Genomic DNA, 15,618 nt, shown 5'->3' with positions numbered 1-15,618 from the left:
ACAAAAACCGCATTCTTACTGAAAAGAATACGGTTTTTCATCTATATTTCTTCAATTGTAAAATTTAAAAACTCAGTCTCAAATCCCTTATTTTTAGAAGGACTACACGTGTAAAAACCTATTTTAATAGGCTCATTCCCTATATCCTCCATTAAATGAGTGATTCTTATTTGTTCCCATTGATGGCTCTTTTTCACATATATTGTATAATCACCACGTTTTCGAATAATTCGAAAACGAATTTGTTGCTTAGCTTCTTCAGTTGGATAATCTTGCGTTGACCAGTCAGAATATCCATTATTCGTTACGACAGCACCTAAGTGAGATGGCCCTTCAGGGATATATTCTAAAGATGTTTTTAGCCAACAGTTCTCCGAAATCATAACAAAAAGACCTGCTTGATCGAATTTTGAATTTGGATTCATACGTAACTGAACTTCAGCTTGAAAGTCTGTCATCATCTCATTATAAAATACATGACCATTCATTACTTCAAAACCATAATGTGTTTTAAGCCAAAAATCAGTTTCTGCTTTCGAACGGACAATAAACGCATGATTGTCATTAATCTTATAGTATTCAGGTACATTCATTATAGTGAGTTGCTCAATACGTTCTGGTATATACGATATATAAAGCATTTATATAGACATTTAAAACTCCGCTAATACTGGGAATTTATAACCTTTAAAATCTAACTCTTTATCACTTCGAACCATTAAATACTTACTAGACTGTAATTCTGTAAACTGTACATCCTCAATCCCTAATTGATCTGGAGAAAAATAAAATTCGATTTCCGTAAACCTTTCATTGATTTCTCCACATATTTCATCTAAAACCGGAAGTACTGGCGCAAATACTCCAAATAATTTCAACTTTTCATTGTCTACTTCATAAACGATTAAAGCATCTAGTTTCTCTGAATAATACAATTTCTCATTCCATTCCGAGTCATACATATTCAAATAAAATGAAGGACGGAAATTTAAAGTTGAAAAATTATTTGAAAGTCTTTGGCCACTATCAATAGTTTCATGTATTAACTGTCTATTCTCTACATTATAGTAATCTAATTTTTTAAGTAGTGAATCGTTATTATTGTTTTTATCGTATGGTATAGTCATCAAATATTCCTGCACAACTTTAAATCCAAACGCTGTATATAGTTCAGGGTTTTCCGTAAACAATAATGTACATTCACATTTCTTATCGATTTCTTCTATCATTTTACCCATTAATTGTTTCATTAGCCCTTGTCTACGGAAATTAGGATGTGTCATTACTGATTGAATACCCGCCGCATTTATTTTTTCTCCATTAATTAATAATGGGAGTGAAAATGCCGCAACATTTGCAATCACTTTATCTTCTTGTAAAAATGATAAAGCTTTATATGTATCATCCCAATACCCTTTATCCGAAAAATCATTCAATGTTTGAGTTGTAATTTCAAACACTTCTTCAAATAAAGGAAATAACTGCTCTCTTTTCGGTTCTTCTATTAGAAGACTTGCCATTTTTTCAACATTCCCCATGTTGTACCTCCAAATGTTAAATTCCATTAAATTAGATATACTTATATGACCTACTCTTAAAAATAGAGGTCTTACCAATCAATATACTATCATAAAACATAAAAAAAAAGTCTAATTAATTTTATGTTTTGACTATTTGAAAATAAGTCGAATAAAACAATATTAAGATTTTTGGATATTAATTAGTTTATTATATAAAAATAGCGCTTTCTAATTAGCTTTTACTAATAGAAATACACTATTTATAATAAAATATTTTTAGTCTTTTATCCCTTCAAGTCTTTCCTTCGTATTAATTTCTTCTCCACTTATACGCTTTTCAAAAGACTTTCTCCAACTACTTGAAAGTGCATTTACTTCTAATATCCTTTTTATCCCTTCAATATTTTGTTTTTCCTTGTGCATGATACGGTTAGCAAACGCTACTGAAACACCTTTTGGATCAGACTGTAGTCTTTTTAATGTATCGACTGATGATACCCATCCTTCTTTTAATACGCGAAAATAGAATCCTGTATATCCTGTTTCTTGAAAATATAGTGGTAACTTTGGAATATTATATTTTTTTGCTAATTTAAAACAAGGTTGCCTTGGTTGTGTTACCTGTACGATTGCCTGTCCTAGCTCAAACGTATCACCAATACAAACATCCTCTTCGCGCATACCACTAACTGTTATATTTTCTCCAAAAGCCCCATATACAAGATCTTGATTCAATTCTTGTTCCCAGTATGGATAGTGATCACCAGTATAAACACAAACTGCTTTATCTACTCCTCCATGATGAACTAAGTCCGCCTGTCCATCTCCATTAAACTTTACAAAGGATAAATATACCGGTTCCTTTACTTGTTTCTTATTTATGCCTGTATGAATTACTTTTCCGCCGTATGTAACCTCTTTTGGTAATCCTATATTTAAAGATAATAATCGATATTCATTAGCCATTCTATTTCCTCCTTTAAAGGTGTTACATGTATTTTCTCTCGATTAATTTTTACAACCCTCTCTGCTATATAAAGATGATTATAAAACCTCTAAAATCATTGTTCAATTCAATTATTTATATAATAATGATAGGTATAACCTATTATTATACTTGAGGTGATTTCAATCGAATTACGACAACTTGAATACTTTTTAGCTGTTTCAAAAGAATTACATTTCACAAAAGCAGCTGAGAAATTAAATATTTCACAGCCTTCACTAAGTCAACAAATACGTGCATTAGAGCATGAAGTAGGAATGCCACTTTTCGATCGAATTGGTAAAAAAATATCTTTAACTGAAGCAGGGAAGATTTTATTATCACATTGTAAAACCATTTTTCATGAAGTCGAACAAGCTCGTTCAGCCCTTCAAGACCTAAACGGATTACAGCAAGGTTCCTTAACAATAGGGGCTTTGTTAACCGTCGTAAATTATTTACTACCACCAGCTATTTTAAATTTCAATAATTTATATCCCAATATAGAGCTTTCTGTATTAGGGCTTCGTACAGGAGATATTCGTGAAAAATTATTACAAAACGAACTAGATATCGGCATTACATTTCTCCCGGTGCAAGATAAAGAAATTATCTCCATCCCTCTATACAAAAGCGACCTTACATTGGTCGTGCCAACTGGTCATCGATTAGCTAAACGTAATCATGTATCTATTACTGAACTACAGAACTACCCTTTAATTCTTTTACCTAAAAATTTCTTTTTAACCGAACTAATTACATCTCATTGTCAAAAATTCAACTTTAGACCAAGACCAATTTTAGAAATTAGTACGATGGAATCTTTAATCCAAATGGTTTCTAAAGGCATGGGAATTACAGTGTTACCACAACCATATATAGACTTTTTACAAAATAAAAACATTCAAGCTATTAAAATAGAAAACCCTACTCCAATAATTGAAATAGGGCTTATTTATAGAAAAGATAAATATATGTGTGCTGCCACTCGAGAATTTATTGAGCAACTACAAATCACAGTACGTTCTTTCCAAAACTAAACAAAAGAGATTGTCCTATGAAATCGTTTCACAACGATCTAGTAGAATAATCTCTTTTCAAAAAAGTAAACATTGCATGTAAACTCTTATAAATTTTAATGTACCTTTTTAGATATTGGAATATATTTTGTAAAATATGCACCAACTAGCAATAATACAATTGAAAATAACCAAGTAAAAACACCGCCAAAATGAAACCAATATGCAAACATATTTAATATTGCGAGTGAAAAGAAACAAATAGAAGTTAGCGCACTTTTCAATCCTTTTATCTCGGATTTTTTTCTCTTTTGATAAGCAATATACATCGCAATAACAAGAAAAAAGATAAGAACAAATGGTAACATAACTTTTAGCATTGGTAATCCCTCCAGTGTATATGCACTCTTTATATTACCATCTTATCCCATTTATCTTTTAGGCATCAATTTATTCTTATCTTCCCTCCAAAAGTCAGTATAAGTTTTATTTTTAAAGTTCACATTCACCTCAGAAAACGGCATACTTCCTCCAACTTTCAATGAGTAAAAACCGGGAAATCATTAACGATTCCCCAATTTTTCAAACTATATTAAAGTATCCCCCTTTCCACTAAAGTCTCTGCGATTTGAACTGAATTCCAAGCCGCACCTTTCAATAAATTATCGGAAACAATCCAGAGGTGGAATCCGTTTGGCGTATCAGGATCTTTACGTATTCTTCCGACAAATGTATCTATTTTCCCTTCTGCATATAATGGCATTGGATACAGCTGTTCACTAGGGTTATCCTGCAAAATAACACCTGGTGCATCCATTAATACTTCCTTAATTTCCGCAACGGTTGCTTCTTTTTCCAGTTCTATATAAACCGATTCTGAATGCCCAGATACGACTGGAACACGTACACAAGTAGCTGCCATTTTCAAGTTTTCATCTTCTAATATTTTCTTCGTTTCTTGAATCATCTTTACTTCTTCAAAAGTAAAATCATTGTCTGTAAATATATCTACTTGAGGCAGTACATTAAACGCTATTGGATAATGTTTTTTATCTTTTTTCGCCGGTAATATATCACTTTTCACTTCTTTACCAGCAAGCATAGACTTAGCCTGCTCTTGTAATTCATGAATCGCATGAATGCCAGAACCCGATACAGCTTGATATGTTGAAACGATAATTCTTTCTAAACCGAATGATTTTCGAATCGGCTGAAGTGCAGTTACCATCTGTAATGCTGAACAATTTGGAACTGCAATAATACCTTTATGCCGCTCTAAAGTATGCGCATTCACTTCCGGAACAACGAGCGGTACACCTTGTGCCATTCGGTACTCACTTGTGTTATCAATTACAATCGCACCACTAGAAACTGCATGAGTTACAAATTGTCTAGATACTTCTCCCCCAGCACTAAAAAAGGCAATATCTACACCTTCAAAGCTAGTTGTTTTTGCCTCTTGTATAATTATCTCTCGTCCTTTGAATCTTACTTTCTTACCGGCGGATCGTTTTGATGAAAGCAATGTAACTTCAACTATATTAAACTTCATTTCATTCTCTAACAGTTCAATAATTTTTTGCCCTACCGCACCTGTAGCCCCAACAACAGCTACATGATAGCCCTTTTTGATCATCTTTTCTCCTCCAATATCACTTGAATGAATATTTCCACAATTTTATTTTATACGGAATTTAATCATTTGGAAAATTAAAATACATGATATAATCATTCACAAATCATGATAATAAAAGAGGGATCGCTTATGGAAATGAGACATGTTAAAACATTTTGCGCCATTGTGAAGTATGGTAATTTTTCTAAAGCTGCTCATGCGCTAGGTTATGCGCAATCTACTGTTACAGCACATATGAAAGCTTTAGAGAACGATTTACATATTCCTCTTTTCGATCGGTTAGGGAAAAAAGTGCTACTTACAAAAGCAGGTCATCAATTTCATCCTTATGCATTAGAATTACTTGCAATATATGAAAAAGCGCAAGAAATCCCCCAAAATACAGATTATTTAGAAGGTACATTAAGTATTACATCTAATGAATCATTAGCGGTATACCGATTACCACAATTATTACGTACTTACAAACAGAAAAATCCGAAAGTAAATATCGTACTTGAAACAAACACAAATGAACAAGCATTACAAAAATTACGTGAAGGAGAAACAGACGTTGTCTTCATAATTGGAGAAAGTATAGAACATAATGATTTTATTACGCGTACTTTTAGTAATGAAACATTTGGATGGATTTTACCAGCTTATTCCGCTGCACACGCAAATCCATTCCAGTTATTACAGGACACCCAGTTCATTTTTACAGAACAAAGCTGCGGCTATAGGCCAATGGTAGATCGTTTTTTACGTCAAAGTGGAAATATTCCAGCTAAAACATTTGAAACTTCCAATGTTGAAGTCATTAAACAATCCGTTATGTGTGAATTAGGCATTTCAATTCTTCCTTATATCGTTGTACAAGAAAGTTGCCAAAAAGAACAACTATGTTTTCAGCCTATCGAAACTCCAACCATTATTCAAAGTCATGTAATCTATCATAAATCCAGATGGATTTCCCCGGTATTACAGTCGTTTCTTTCCTTACTTGAACGAGACTAAAATATTAAGACGTACATATAAAAAGAGTAATTGCCTAATAAGCAATTACTCTTTTTCATTAATTAGTATACTATTTATTAGTCTGTCCCCCGCCTGCAATTAATTTACTACCTGAATATGTACCTTTGTTCATAAACACTTGATTAATTAATTCTTTTTGCTCAGCTTCCGACATTACTCCTTTTCCTTCTCCTAAATTCCCGCTTTGTAATTTCCAAATCTTATTGTGATCTGCATCAACTTTTTCATATTTTCCTTGTTTCCATCGTTCTAAAATTTCTACATATGTACTTCCCTGTACAAGATCATTACTCTTTACAATATCAATTAAGCTTTCAATCCGCTCTTGTGTAATAAAAATATAGCCCCACTTTTGATCAGCTTTCGCTTTTTGATGTGCCATTTCATGTAATGCTGTCTGTATGTTCTCATCTGTCCATTTAAAATTTTTATTAAAACCACTATTCGGCAATGAATAATTGCCATTTTCTAAAAGCTTTGCATCTTCTGCTTTTACATTACTATCAGCTAATACTTCTACTGCTGGAGCAGCTGGTGATGCCTTTTTCGCAGCTGGTTTACTATTATTTAAATAATACAGCATACCATATGTTAAACCTACTCCAATTACCGCCATACCAGCTAGAATACCTATTATTTTAAATAGTGTTTTCATCGCGCTTGTTTCCTCCCAAATATCTCTGTTCTTACTACCTAATTACTTCTTATATAAAAACTGTTCCTTCATTCAAAATATCGCATCCCATCCCCTATCATATTATTTATATATACTTCCTCATATTGTATTTCTTTTTCTTTAAAATTGAAAGATTATTCTGTTAAATATTGAAAATATTCTACAAATTTTCCCTTTATATTTATAAAGAAACAAAAAACAACGAGCGCGATAAATAACACTCGTTGTTTTTACTTTATGCACGATTTTCTTTTAACCACTTCGTAATAGCATCTAACCTCGAAACATCAAAACGTCTTTCTTCACAAACATTTAAACTGTTTAAATTCTTTACAATTTCTATTTCATTCGATTTTACACTTTTCGCCTCAATTAATTTACAATACCCATCTGTAACAGAATTTAAATTTTCATAATAACACTGAAACGATTTTGATATATGTAAATGTTTTTCAAAGTTTCTCCTTCTTTTCGTTTCATCAGATACTTTCCGCTTTCTAAGTTCTTCATCGTTCGTATATAAATAAAAATATTGATCCGGAAAACCAATTTCCCTATTTATCATCTTTTCTTTATAAAAATTTTCTATTAAAGATAATGGCTGATTAAATAGATCAAAATGAAAACACCAATTATAACTAAGTGGCTGATATATATCGCCATCGAGTATTACTAATTCATATTGCTCTGACTTCTGAACAGCTATATTCCAGCGCTCAACTTGTTTTTCAAAATACCATGTTCTATGTTCATTTTTTGGCCTTTCAAATAAAGAATTGACTTCAGGTATTATATAAGCACCATAATTCTTTTCTAATTCACGGCACGTGGTACTTTTACCAACAGCGCTTGCTCCCTCAAATGCTATTATCCCCATAGTTTCTCCCTCTTTCATTAACTAAAATTTCGTTGTTTCGCTTTTCTTCCCCATAACTTTCTCCATAAAACAATTGAAGCGACAGTGAGCATGATTGTTGTAATGATACTACCTTCAATTCCGAACGTGCCTCCATGAAGGAATTCGGGGCCATTTGTTGCAGGTTTAAATAGCGGAGTTGAATATATGGTCATCCCGCTAACTGCAAAACCGTAGACGTTATATTGTGCCCAATTCCAAATGGAATGCCATGCGCAAATCCCCCACAGACTACTGTCTTTTAAAACGTAAAAAGCTGCAAATACACCATCTAATATTATATTCGATATTGAAAGAATTGTAATACCTGGATTAAGTAAATGAAGAAAACCAAATAAGAAAGATGTCACAACAATCCCAACCCATATACGACTTCTAACAGAAAGAACCGGGAATAACCAACCTCGTACAATAATTTCTTCCGTTGCCCCTTGTATTAAAAATGCAACTAAAGAACCTACAATACCCAATATAGCGGTTACTGTAATTTTTTGTATTTGTAATGTTACAACTCCTGCTAATAGGAGTAAAATTACTGGTATTGAAATGAAAACAAATCCTATTAATGTACCTCTCAAATATTTTCTTATCCATTGATTTCTCCAAAAACCAATGGATGAAAATGATCTTTTCTCTACAAATCTAATCCATAAAAACACAAAAAATATTGCGCCGCCAAACGTTAATATCATCTCAATGTCGCTATAAATCGCCTTCATAAAAGTTGTTTCTGCTTTCGGTAAAATCAGCATAAACAACATAAATAATTCACCTAAAGTTAAAAATATAATCGCGAGTATGACAGCAAAAACAGGATGAACTTTTCTTCTTCCTTCTTTTGCTGCTTCAATTATTTTAAATTGTTTATTTTGCAATATTCTATCCTCCTAATTATGGTACTCATCAGCAATATTAAAATAATATTTAGCCTTTTATTTAAACTTATTTTTTCATATAAATGATTTTTGTTTGGAATAAATCCAAATTAGGAATAATATATAAATAAAAGAGGTGCCTTTGTGCCTTTACTATTATCACCCAGATTACTCAGTGGTATTACCAGCACTTGCTATTTCCCACCATTTGTTGTAAGATAGTAATTAAGGTCAATTTAACACTATATTTTCTTTGCATATTATCAAGTATCAATCAGGGACAGTTTGTACTCCTTATGGGTTTTTGATAATATGTGAAATTTTATTTTCATTCAAATAAGGCCGATCATATTGTAATTTTTCTACTTTTAGGAGGCATTACCATGACATTAACAGGTAAAGTAAAATGGTTTAACAGCGAAAAAGGTTTCGGTTTCATCGAAGTTGCAGACGGTAACGACGTATTCGTTCACTTCTCAGCTATCACTGGCGACGGCTTCAAGTCTCTTGACGAAGGTCAAGAAGTTAGCTTCGAAGTTGAAGAAGGTAACCGCGGACCTCAAGCTAAAAACGTTGTAAAGCTATAATTCAAACAATAAAAAGGTTGTTACCAGCAAGGTTAACAACCTTTTTAATATATAACTAAAATTTTTACATAAAAGGAGTGGTTACATGTATCGAAATCGAAAGAACGATGTAGCAGAAGTACCACCAGAACAAACCCCTGTTTGGGAATGTGAAGCAGAGGATTGTTTAGGATGGATGAGAAAGAACTTTTCATTTGAAGAAGAGCCTAAATGCCCTTTATGTAAAAGTAGCATGAAAAGCGGAGAACGTTTATTACCTAAATTAGGTTAATTTATAATAAAAAAAACCTCTTTTAATTAAGAGGTTTTTTTATTATAAATTTATGTCCTCAACATCAGTTCGCACTATAGAATACAATAATGCATCGTGTTGCTTATTTCCTTGATGAATATATCCGCGCAATAGCCCTTCCTTTTGGAAGCCAATTTTAGATAACATTCTACAAGAAGTAACATTTTCAGGATATGTAATAGCTCCAATTCTAAACAAACCTAAATCTTTAAATCCATAATCAATAATTTCTCCAGCTGCTTCTGAAGCATAACCATTTCCCCAATAGCGAGGATGCAGATCATATCCAATCTCAGATCGTTTACTCCATAATTGTAAATTGTTTAGTCCAATTGTTCCTATTAAAACGTTCGTTTCTTTTAACACAATTCCCCATCGTATTGCCTTTTTCTCAAAGTAATTTTTTGAAAAAGATTCGATCATACGTGAAGCTTGTCCAAACTCCGTAAAAGAATTCATACCGTAGTAACACGTCACTTCATCCAATGAAAAGATTTCATATATTTTTTGACAATAAGATTGTTCTATTTCAACTAAACGTAAGCGTTCTGTTTCTAATATAGGAAATGCCATAGGATCACTCCTTTCTCTCTACTCATTCATTATATCAGAAAAAATATGTATAATTAGTAAAGTCCTTATTGTTCCATAAATCAAACATTTCTAATGGCACATTCTCTCTTAATTCTATATACACGAATTAGATACCTTCTGATTGCACCTCAAACATGACGCTATAATTTCCATAAATCGAATTTTAAATTATCAAGAACTGTAAAGAAATTGTTTCTTCATTTTCTCCTTCTAAACAACCAACCTACCCCATACATTTATGGTAAAATATAGTTAATATTTATTTTATTGTGGAGGTGAAGATTTCCTATGTATATATTCATCAGCTTATCCCTCTTACTCATATTACTTATTTTTTTATTCGCAAAAAAATTCACACCAAACTCATTCATGATGACTAGCTTTAAAGGTAATAGCTTTAGGACATTTTCAATCGGTATTTTAATCGCTGCCATACTCTCACTTTCATATGGAACTTATCATGCGGTAACATATCAACCTAGTTATTTAGATATTAAATTAAAAAATCAAAACTATACTGTTTTCGGTAATGTAGGCGAATTCGGTTATTTCTCCGAAGAATTATTAAAAAAAAATACAGAAGTACAACTATATTTCGTCTCTTGGAAAACAATACAGTTAAAAAATCCGGTAATACTTATAGAATATCCTTCAGGAAAACAAGAAACATGGAAGCCAAATATCGTATCAATACCGGTAAATAAATTACAAGAAAAACATGATATAAAAGATATTTATCAACTATCACCGTATTCATTTAAAGAGTCTGGAGAAATAACATTAACAATAAAAGAAAACAATGTAAAAAACAATACAATTTCCATTCAAATAAAATAAATAAAAACTGTTCCTCCATTTTGCTGAAGGAACAGTTTTTATTTATTCTACAGTATTATTCATTTAATGTAGCCATTATTTCATTGGCTATATTCTTTCCATTTCCAATACACGCACCAATTCCGACACCATAATATGAGGCACCAGCTAAATATATATTTGGATAAAGATTCGTCATTTTTTCTTGCAATGCTTGAACCGCTTGATTATGTTCTAAATGATATTTCGGCATTAAATCTTTCCAATTTGTAACTTCGACTACTTCTGGTTCACCTTTAATTCCGAGACTCTTTTCAATATCATATAAAGCTACTCGTACTAATTCTTCTTCACTATAATTTTTGATTGTTTCATATACCGGATTGGTGCTCTTATAAAACATTCTTACCAATAATTTTTGTTTACCGGATGTATGTTTCCACTTTCGACTTGTCCATGTACAAGCATCACAATGTAAATCACTGTTTTCCGTTACAATAAACCCTGTGCCGTCAGCTGGTAGTTGTTCATCTAGTATGTCAAATCCTAAGTAAATACTTATAAGAGATGAGTTTTTAAATGTATTAAACTGCTCATTTAACTCATTAGACTGTAATAAAGTTTGTGCTATATCATGCGGAGCTGCTAAAACAACATAATCAGCTTGTATTGTTTCATGATTTACAAAAGAAATCTCATATCGATCTTCTTGTTTACTTACAGCCGTCGTTATAGCACCTTTTTTTACGACAGTTTCAGTAAGCACTTCTTCTAAGCGATTAATTATCGTAGATAGTCCACCTTTAAATGATACGAATTTTTTATTTCCTGCTGATTGAAATTGTTTTTTATTCTCTTCAAAACCTTTAATAATACTTCCATACTTATTTTTATAATCCAGTAAATACGGTAATGTAGATGCCATTGTAAGCTCATTCAATTTACCAGAATATACGCCTGAAAGTACAGGAGCAATTTGTCTTTCCACTAACTCTTTCCCTAAGAAACTTTCTAAAAATAGAGCAAGTGATGTATCTTTCGTAAACTCTTTATTTTTCGTTATGAAATCTTTTAAAGCTACGATTTTCCCTTTCGTTGAGACTAGCGTACTGCTAAACAAAGACTGGGCGCTCATCGGTATCCCAAATATAGTATCAGAAGGAATCGGATGTAACATGTTTTCAGAATATATGTAAGAAATACCCGTTTCATTATATACCATTTCATCTTCTAAATTTAAATCTTTTACAAGTGGCATAACATATTCATTACGAGCAACGATTGAATCCGCTCCTGACTCCATAATGAAATCCTTTTCTTCCACACTATGGATTTTACCACCTAAATACTCTTCTTTCTCAATAAGAATTAAATTTAAATCGATATTATAATCCTTTTTTAATTTTTCTAAATAAAACATAGTAGAAAGTCCCGTTATACCTCCACCGATAACAACAACTGTTTTCATATGTGCTGCGCTCCTAACCGATACAATTAATAATTCCTTTTTATTATAACCAAAAGTCCTTATATTCGACTAGCAAGTTGCGCATTCTGTAAGAAATTAGACAATATATTTGAATATATTTTCAAATTACCTAATAAAAAAGAACTATAACATATACAAACCACGTCATAGTTCTCTTTATTTTAAAAACATAAAGTAATTGATTAATTTGTCTAGTTCTTGACTCAATGCCAATACTTTTTCATGTTGAATTCCATAATCCGATACTAAATATAAAAGTTCTTCTTTTTTTATTTCAATTACTTTTTCTAATTTCGCTAGTTCCATGTCGTTTTACATCTCTCCAAAAATAAAATGTATGTATTTCAGTATAGCCTACTTACATAATTAGTAAAAGTAAAATACGCATGTAAAATCTTACAAATTTGAAAAAATAATATACTACTAACAAAAAAGAAACTAGATTAAGCTCCCTCTTACAGATTATTGACGTTCATTAAGAATTAATAACATACCGGAATTTTTCTAATGTTATATCTTTATAATCTGGAGCTCTCTTTATATGATTAAAATAACTATATGAGAATTTAAATACATGACCAAAATCCCAATCGAATTCACTATAGTCTTTTATCCAAAATATATTTTCAGTTGGTAAAATATTTGCACGTTTAGATTGAATTAAAGGTAATCGATCTATAGGTGAGTGTAAAGTTATTCCCGTATTCAGCTTGAGCTTTTGGCTAGCTCGTAGTACGTATACTAGTTTTAAAAGCGGGCGTATCCCTCGTTGAAATATATCTATATGCCCTAAATCGTACATTATATTAATTGCGTGGGAGTAAGTAAGCAAATGCCCAATTAAATCATGATGCGATTCCGCTCGATAAATACTATTAAATTTCGATAACTCATTTAAAATGAACTGAGATACTTGTGTTGGATTACTCAATTCACTTTTTATCTCATCTTCAAAACTTAATTGTTTTACTTCTTTCGTCGTATAACCAATCCACGATCTACCTGGAATTGTTTTTCGAAATGATAAAATAAGAGTAGTAATCCCTTCAATTGCTTGATTATCGCCCCATTTTTGTAGCTCTTTCATAGCCAATAAACTTAATGACGCATAAATGACGTTATGCCCCACCCAATGAAGTTCATCAATCGTTTGTTCTAAAGATTTTATAATCATATTCTCCGCAATTTGAAAATCTATTTCTTTTTTATCATCAATCATCTCACCAATTTTTTTCTTGTTCAGCATCATCCTTGTTTGCGAATACATATTACGAGCTGTTTCTTCATCAATATTATTATCTTTCATAAAAAAATAACTAGCAATTGCAGCTGCTCCAAAATGCGCATGCCAAATATCATTTGTTTCTTTTTTGCATTGAGAAATAATTGAAAGGCCGCCTTTTAAAATACTTTTGTTTTCCATTTTCTATCTCCCCTAATAAAGTGAAACTTTAATCAGCCCTTACCAATCGGGCATTTATGGGCAGTTAATCCCCCACCTAACTTCTTTACTTTCGCTAAATTTTGAGGGAGGTCTTACTGCCCGTTAATGCGGGATAAAAATCACTATATTTTCACCCTAAAGATGGTGTCAGTACAAATAAAATATGATTCGATTCATCACTTTTATTCAAAAATCGATGCTTCACATTCGGTGGAATACGTACAACATCGCCTTCTTCTAAAAAATATTCTTTTCCCTCCAATTCCACATACACTTCCCCTTTCATAACAACAGCAATCTCTTCCTTATCTTCATGGGAATAATGGCTTTGTGTTGTGTTTGCTTGTTTATTTAAATCCATCATTAGCATTTCAATACGTGCTTTCATAAAATCAGGTGTTAATACATCATATACAATGTGATTATTGTTTTCCCGATATACTTTTTTTCGATCTTTTTTCTTAGAAATGAGCGAATCTGTATCAATTTCGTTAATAAAAAGTGTAAACAGCGGTACATTTAATGCTTTTGCAATTAATTCCAAAACATTTAAAGAAGGATTAGCATGCCCTCTTTCAATTTGGCTAATTAACGATGTACTAATCCCTGCATAATCAGCGAATTCACGAATTGTCATGTTATTTTTCTTACGGTAACTTAATACCGTTTGTCCAAGCCTATCATGTATCATAGTAAAAATTCCTTTCGTCCATCATAATGCATGTTTCTTTGTCTTTGTGCTGACATACTAAACAAAGGCAAATAATCCTTCCCTATTATCTCCGGGACTTATATACTTACTTTTGTACATTATATCGTAGTAAGTTTATTATAATAAACATTCTATCGGAGGGACAAACTTTGAAATCACCTATTCTTTCATATTACATCTTATTTTTTGGTGTATTCGCCTTATCAACTTCAGCAATTTTTGTAAAATTGGCAGATGCTCCTGCTACAATCATTGCTTTTTACCGATTATTCTTTGCCACACTGATTCTGTTACCGTTATTACTATTTAATAAAAATAGTCGAGATGAGCTAAAAACTTTAACGAAAAAACAATGGGGATTCGGATCCATATCTGGGCTATTTTTAGCTGCACATTATGTACTTTGGTTTGAATCATTACAATATACTTCTGTAGCAAGCTCTACAGTTATCGTAACGCTACAACCTTTGTTCTCAATGATTGGTGTTTATTTTTTATTTAAGGAGAGATTTACGAAAGGAGCGGTTATTGGTTGCCTCATCGCTATTTCAGGTAGTATCGTTATTGGCTGGCAAGATTTCCAAATTAGTGGAGCAGCTTTATATGGAGATATTTTAGCATTTATCGCTGCCGGTATCATTACTGCTTATTTTTTCATTAGCCAACACGTTCGTAAAGATTTGGCACTTATACCATATTCGGTAATTAGTTATGGAAGTAGTGCTGGCTTTCTTGGCATATTTGCTTTCACGCAACAAGAATCTTTCATCCATTATTCTACACAAACTTGGTTGTGCTTTATTGGATTAGCTTTCATTGCTACAATTTTAGGACAAACCATTTTTAATTGGTTATTAAAATGGATGAGTGCTACTTTAATTTCCATGAGCATTTTAGGAGAAACAATTGGAACTTGTATACTAGCGTACTTTATATTACATGAGACCATTTCTTTACAACAAGGACTAGGAATTACCGTTATTTTTATTGGTTTAGTATTATTTTTATTACAGCCAAATTCTAATAAAAAAGCATGACAG

At 31.9% G+C, this 15,618-nt stretch carries 19 protein-coding genes and 1 pseudogene; 6 read left to right on the top strand and 14 right to left on the bottom strand.

From position 1 onward, the window contains the following. Positions 1-41: 41 nt before the first annotated feature. The 3 genes from DOS87_RS11710 to DOS87_RS11700 all read right to left on the bottom strand — a co-directional run bounded on the left by DOS87_RS11710 (position 42) and on the right by DOS87_RS11700 (position 2,486). On the bottom strand, positions 42-641 hold the full coding sequence (locus DOS87_RS11710; RefSeq protein ID WP_000965798.1) for a DUF1349 domain-containing protein: 600 nt from the start codon (positions 639-641) through the stop codon (positions 42-44). A gap of 12 nt (positions 642-653) precedes the next feature. Then, complete coding sequence (locus DOS87_RS11705) at positions 654-1,538, bottom strand: GNAT family N-acetyltransferase (protein WP_000528683.1); 885 nt, start codon at positions 1,536-1,538, stop codon at positions 654-656. A gap of 258 nt (positions 1,539-1,796) precedes the next feature. Continuing rightward, a complete protein-coding gene (locus DOS87_RS11700) occupies positions 1,797-2,486 on the bottom strand; it encodes an MOSC domain-containing protein (protein WP_001263005.1) in 690 nt (229 codons plus the stop codon). A gap of 156 nt (positions 2,487-2,642) precedes the next feature. On the opposite strand from DOS87_RS11700, the gene DOS87_RS11695 reads away from it, so the two are divergent. Beyond that, positions 2,643-3,545: a LysR family transcriptional regulator gene (locus DOS87_RS11695; RefSeq protein WP_000623400.1), complete on the top strand. Its 903-nt coding sequence runs from the start codon at positions 2,643-2,645 to the stop codon at positions 3,543-3,545. 95 nt (positions 3,546-3,640) lie between these two features. Here DOS87_RS11695 and DOS87_RS11690 read toward each other — a convergent pair whose 3' ends face one another. The 3 genes and pseudogenes from DOS87_RS11690 to DOS87_RS11680 form a co-directional block, all read right to left on the bottom strand. Next, the gene (locus DOS87_RS11690) at positions 3,641-3,904 is read right to left on the bottom strand and encodes a hypothetical protein (RefSeq protein WP_000921855.1); all 264 of its coding nucleotides are present in this window, start codon (positions 3,902-3,904) and stop codon (positions 3,641-3,643) included. Between the two features lie 51 nt (positions 3,905-3,955). Continuing rightward, positions 3,956-4,075 (bottom strand): annotated as a pseudogene (locus tag DOS87_RS11685) (choloylglycine hydrolase); the annotation flags it as partial. Between the two features lie 41 nt (positions 4,076-4,116). Further along, entirely contained in the window at positions 4,117-5,160 is a 1,044-nt protein-coding gene (locus DOS87_RS11680; protein WP_000591707.1) for an aspartate-semialdehyde dehydrogenase, read from the bottom strand. Positions 5,161-5,289: 129 nt separating this feature from the next. Here DOS87_RS11680 and DOS87_RS11675 point away from each other — a divergent pair, with 129 nt between their 5' ends. Continuing rightward, positions 5,290-6,156 (top strand): LysR family transcriptional regulator, encoded by an 867-nt coding sequence (locus DOS87_RS11675; RefSeq protein ID WP_000425889.1) that lies wholly within the window; start codon positions 5,290-5,292, stop codon positions 6,154-6,156. A gap of 70 nt (positions 6,157-6,226) precedes the next feature. Here the strand turns inward: DOS87_RS11675 and DOS87_RS11670 are convergent, their stop codons facing one another. The 3 genes from DOS87_RS11670 to DOS87_RS11660 form a co-directional block, all read right to left on the bottom strand. Continuing rightward, complete coding sequence (locus tag DOS87_RS11670) at positions 6,227-6,832, bottom strand: PRK06770 family protein (RefSeq protein WP_000853597.1); 606 nt, start codon at positions 6,830-6,832, stop codon at positions 6,227-6,229. 256 nt (positions 6,833-7,088) lie between these two features. Further along, on the bottom strand, positions 7,089-7,748 hold the full coding sequence (locus DOS87_RS11665) for a nucleoside/nucleotide kinase family protein (RefSeq protein WP_003309476.1): 660 nt from the start codon (positions 7,746-7,748) through the stop codon (positions 7,089-7,091). Then, positions 7,748-8,644: a CPBP family intramembrane glutamic endopeptidase gene (locus tag DOS87_RS11660; RefSeq protein ID WP_098578423.1), complete on the bottom strand. Its 897-nt coding sequence runs from the start codon at positions 8,642-8,644 to the stop codon at positions 7,748-7,750. Before DOS87_RS11660 ends, DOS87_RS11665 begins: the two co-directional genes overlap by 1 nt. A 383-nt stretch (positions 8,645-9,027) precedes the next feature. On the opposite strand from DOS87_RS11660, the gene cspD reads away from it, so the two are divergent. Continuing rightward, a complete protein-coding gene (gene cspD, locus DOS87_RS11655; protein WP_000176366.1) occupies positions 9,028-9,231 on the top strand; it encodes a cold-shock protein CspD in 204 nt (67 codons plus the stop codon). 85 nt (positions 9,232-9,316) lie between these two features. After that, complete coding sequence (locus DOS87_RS11650) at positions 9,317-9,502, top strand: cold-shock protein (RefSeq protein ID WP_000286198.1); 186 nt, start codon at positions 9,317-9,319, stop codon at positions 9,500-9,502. A gap of 42 nt (positions 9,503-9,544) precedes the next feature. Here the strand turns inward: DOS87_RS11650 and DOS87_RS11645 are convergent, their stop codons facing one another. After that, a complete protein-coding gene (locus DOS87_RS11645; RefSeq protein WP_000885387.1) occupies positions 9,545-10,096 on the bottom strand; it encodes a GNAT family N-acetyltransferase in 552 nt (183 codons plus the stop codon). Between the two features lie 309 nt (positions 10,097-10,405). On the opposite strand from DOS87_RS11645, the gene DOS87_RS11640 reads away from it, so the two are divergent. Further along, positions 10,406-10,954, top strand: coding sequence for a hypothetical protein (locus tag DOS87_RS11640; protein WP_000275270.1), 549 nt, complete (start codon positions 10,406-10,408; stop codon positions 10,952-10,954). Positions 10,955-11,009: 55 nt separating this feature from the next. Here the strand turns inward: DOS87_RS11640 and DOS87_RS11635 are convergent, their stop codons facing one another. The 4 genes from DOS87_RS11635 to DOS87_RS11620 all read right to left on the bottom strand — a co-directional run bounded on the left by DOS87_RS11635 (position 11,010) and on the right by DOS87_RS11620 (position 14,557). After that, positions 11,010-12,401: a protoporphyrinogen oxidase gene (locus DOS87_RS11635; RefSeq protein WP_000860361.1), complete on the bottom strand. Its 1,392-nt coding sequence runs from the start codon at positions 12,399-12,401 to the stop codon at positions 11,010-11,012. 177 nt (positions 12,402-12,578) lie between these two features. Next, complete coding sequence (locus DOS87_RS11630) at positions 12,579-12,728, bottom strand: aspartyl-phosphate phosphatase Spo0E family protein (RefSeq protein WP_000417698.1); 150 nt, start codon at positions 12,726-12,728, stop codon at positions 12,579-12,581. Between the two features lie 169 nt (positions 12,729-12,897). Next, positions 12,898-13,845 carry a hypothetical protein gene (locus DOS87_RS11625; protein WP_000428900.1) on the bottom strand — a complete coding sequence of 316 codons (948 nt, stop codon included), beginning with the start codon at positions 13,843-13,845 and terminating at the stop codon, positions 12,898-12,900. Positions 13,846-13,996: 151 nt separating this feature from the next. Then, the gene (locus DOS87_RS11620; RefSeq protein WP_000581035.1) at positions 13,997-14,557 is read right to left on the bottom strand and encodes a helix-turn-helix domain-containing protein; all 561 of its coding nucleotides are present in this window, start codon (positions 14,555-14,557) and stop codon (positions 13,997-13,999) included. A 170-nt stretch (positions 14,558-14,727) separates the two neighbouring features. On the opposite strand from DOS87_RS11620, the gene DOS87_RS11615 reads away from it, so the two are divergent. Beyond that, a complete protein-coding gene (locus tag DOS87_RS11615; protein ID WP_098578272.1) occupies positions 14,728-15,615 on the top strand; it encodes a DMT family transporter in 888 nt (295 codons plus the stop codon). The last annotated feature ends 3 nt before the right edge of the window (positions 15,616-15,618 follow it).

The sequence above is a fragment of the Bacillus sp. CR71 genome (assembly GCF_003429245.1).
Taxonomy (GTDB): domain Bacteria; phylum Bacillota; class Bacilli; order Bacillales; family Bacillaceae_G; genus Bacillus_A; species Bacillus_A thuringiensis_S.
This window is presented reverse-complemented; position numbering and strand designations above follow the sequence as displayed.

Bases quoted from the DNA above. Each gene is read 5' to 3' on its own strand.
- DOS87_RS11630 (WP_000417698.1), bottom strand. From the start codon at position 12,728: ATGGAACTAGCGAAATTAGAAAAAGTAATTGAAATAAAAAAAGAAGAA.
- DOS87_RS11635 (WP_000860361.1), bottom strand. From the start codon at position 12,401: ATGAAAACAGTTGTTGTTATCGGTGGAGGTATAACGGGACTTTCTACT.
- DOS87_RS11640 (WP_000275270.1), top strand. From the start codon at position 10,406: ATGTATATATTCATCAGCTTATCCCTCTTACTCATATTACTTATTTTT.
- DOS87_RS11710 (WP_000965798.1), bottom strand. From the start codon at position 641: ATGCTTTATATATCGTATATACCAGAACGTATTGAGCAACTCACTATA.
- DOS87_RS11650 (WP_000286198.1), top strand. From the start codon at position 9,317: ATGTATCGAAATCGAAAGAACGATGTAGCAGAAGTACCACCAGAACAA.
- DOS87_RS11625 (WP_000428900.1), bottom strand. From the start codon at position 13,845: ATGGAAAACAAAAGTATTTTAAAAGGCGGCCTTTCAATTATTTCTCAA.
- DOS87_RS11705 (WP_000528683.1), bottom strand. From the start codon at position 1,538: ATGGGGAATGTTGAAAAAATGGCAAGTCTTCTAATAGAAGAACCGAAA.
- DOS87_RS11665 (WP_003309476.1), bottom strand. From the start codon at position 7,748: ATGAAAGAGGGAGAAACTATGGGGATAATAGCATTTGAGGGAGCAAGC.
- DOS87_RS11620 (WP_000581035.1), bottom strand. From the start codon at position 14,557: ATGATACATGATAGGCTTGGACAAACGGTATTAAGTTACCGTAAGAAA.
- DOS87_RS11670 (WP_000853597.1), bottom strand. From the start codon at position 6,832: ATGAAAACACTATTTAAAATAATAGGTATTCTAGCTGGTATGGCGGTA.
- cspD (WP_000176366.1), top strand. From the start codon at position 9,028: ATGACATTAACAGGTAAAGTAAAATGGTTTAACAGCGAAAAAGGTTTC.
- DOS87_RS11700 (WP_001263005.1), bottom strand. From the start codon at position 2,486: ATGGCTAATGAATATCGATTATTATCTTTAAATATAGGATTACCAAAA.
- DOS87_RS11690 (WP_000921855.1), bottom strand. From the start codon at position 3,904: ATGCTAAAAGTTATGTTACCATTTGTTCTTATCTTTTTTCTTGTTATT.
- DOS87_RS11680 (WP_000591707.1), bottom strand. From the start codon at position 5,160: ATGATCAAAAAGGGCTATCATGTAGCTGTTGTTGGGGCTACAGGTGCG.
- DOS87_RS11675 (WP_000425889.1), top strand. From the start codon at position 5,290: ATGGAAATGAGACATGTTAAAACATTTTGCGCCATTGTGAAGTATGGT.
- DOS87_RS11645 (WP_000885387.1), bottom strand. From the start codon at position 10,096: ATGGCATTTCCTATATTAGAAACAGAACGCTTACGTTTAGTTGAAATA.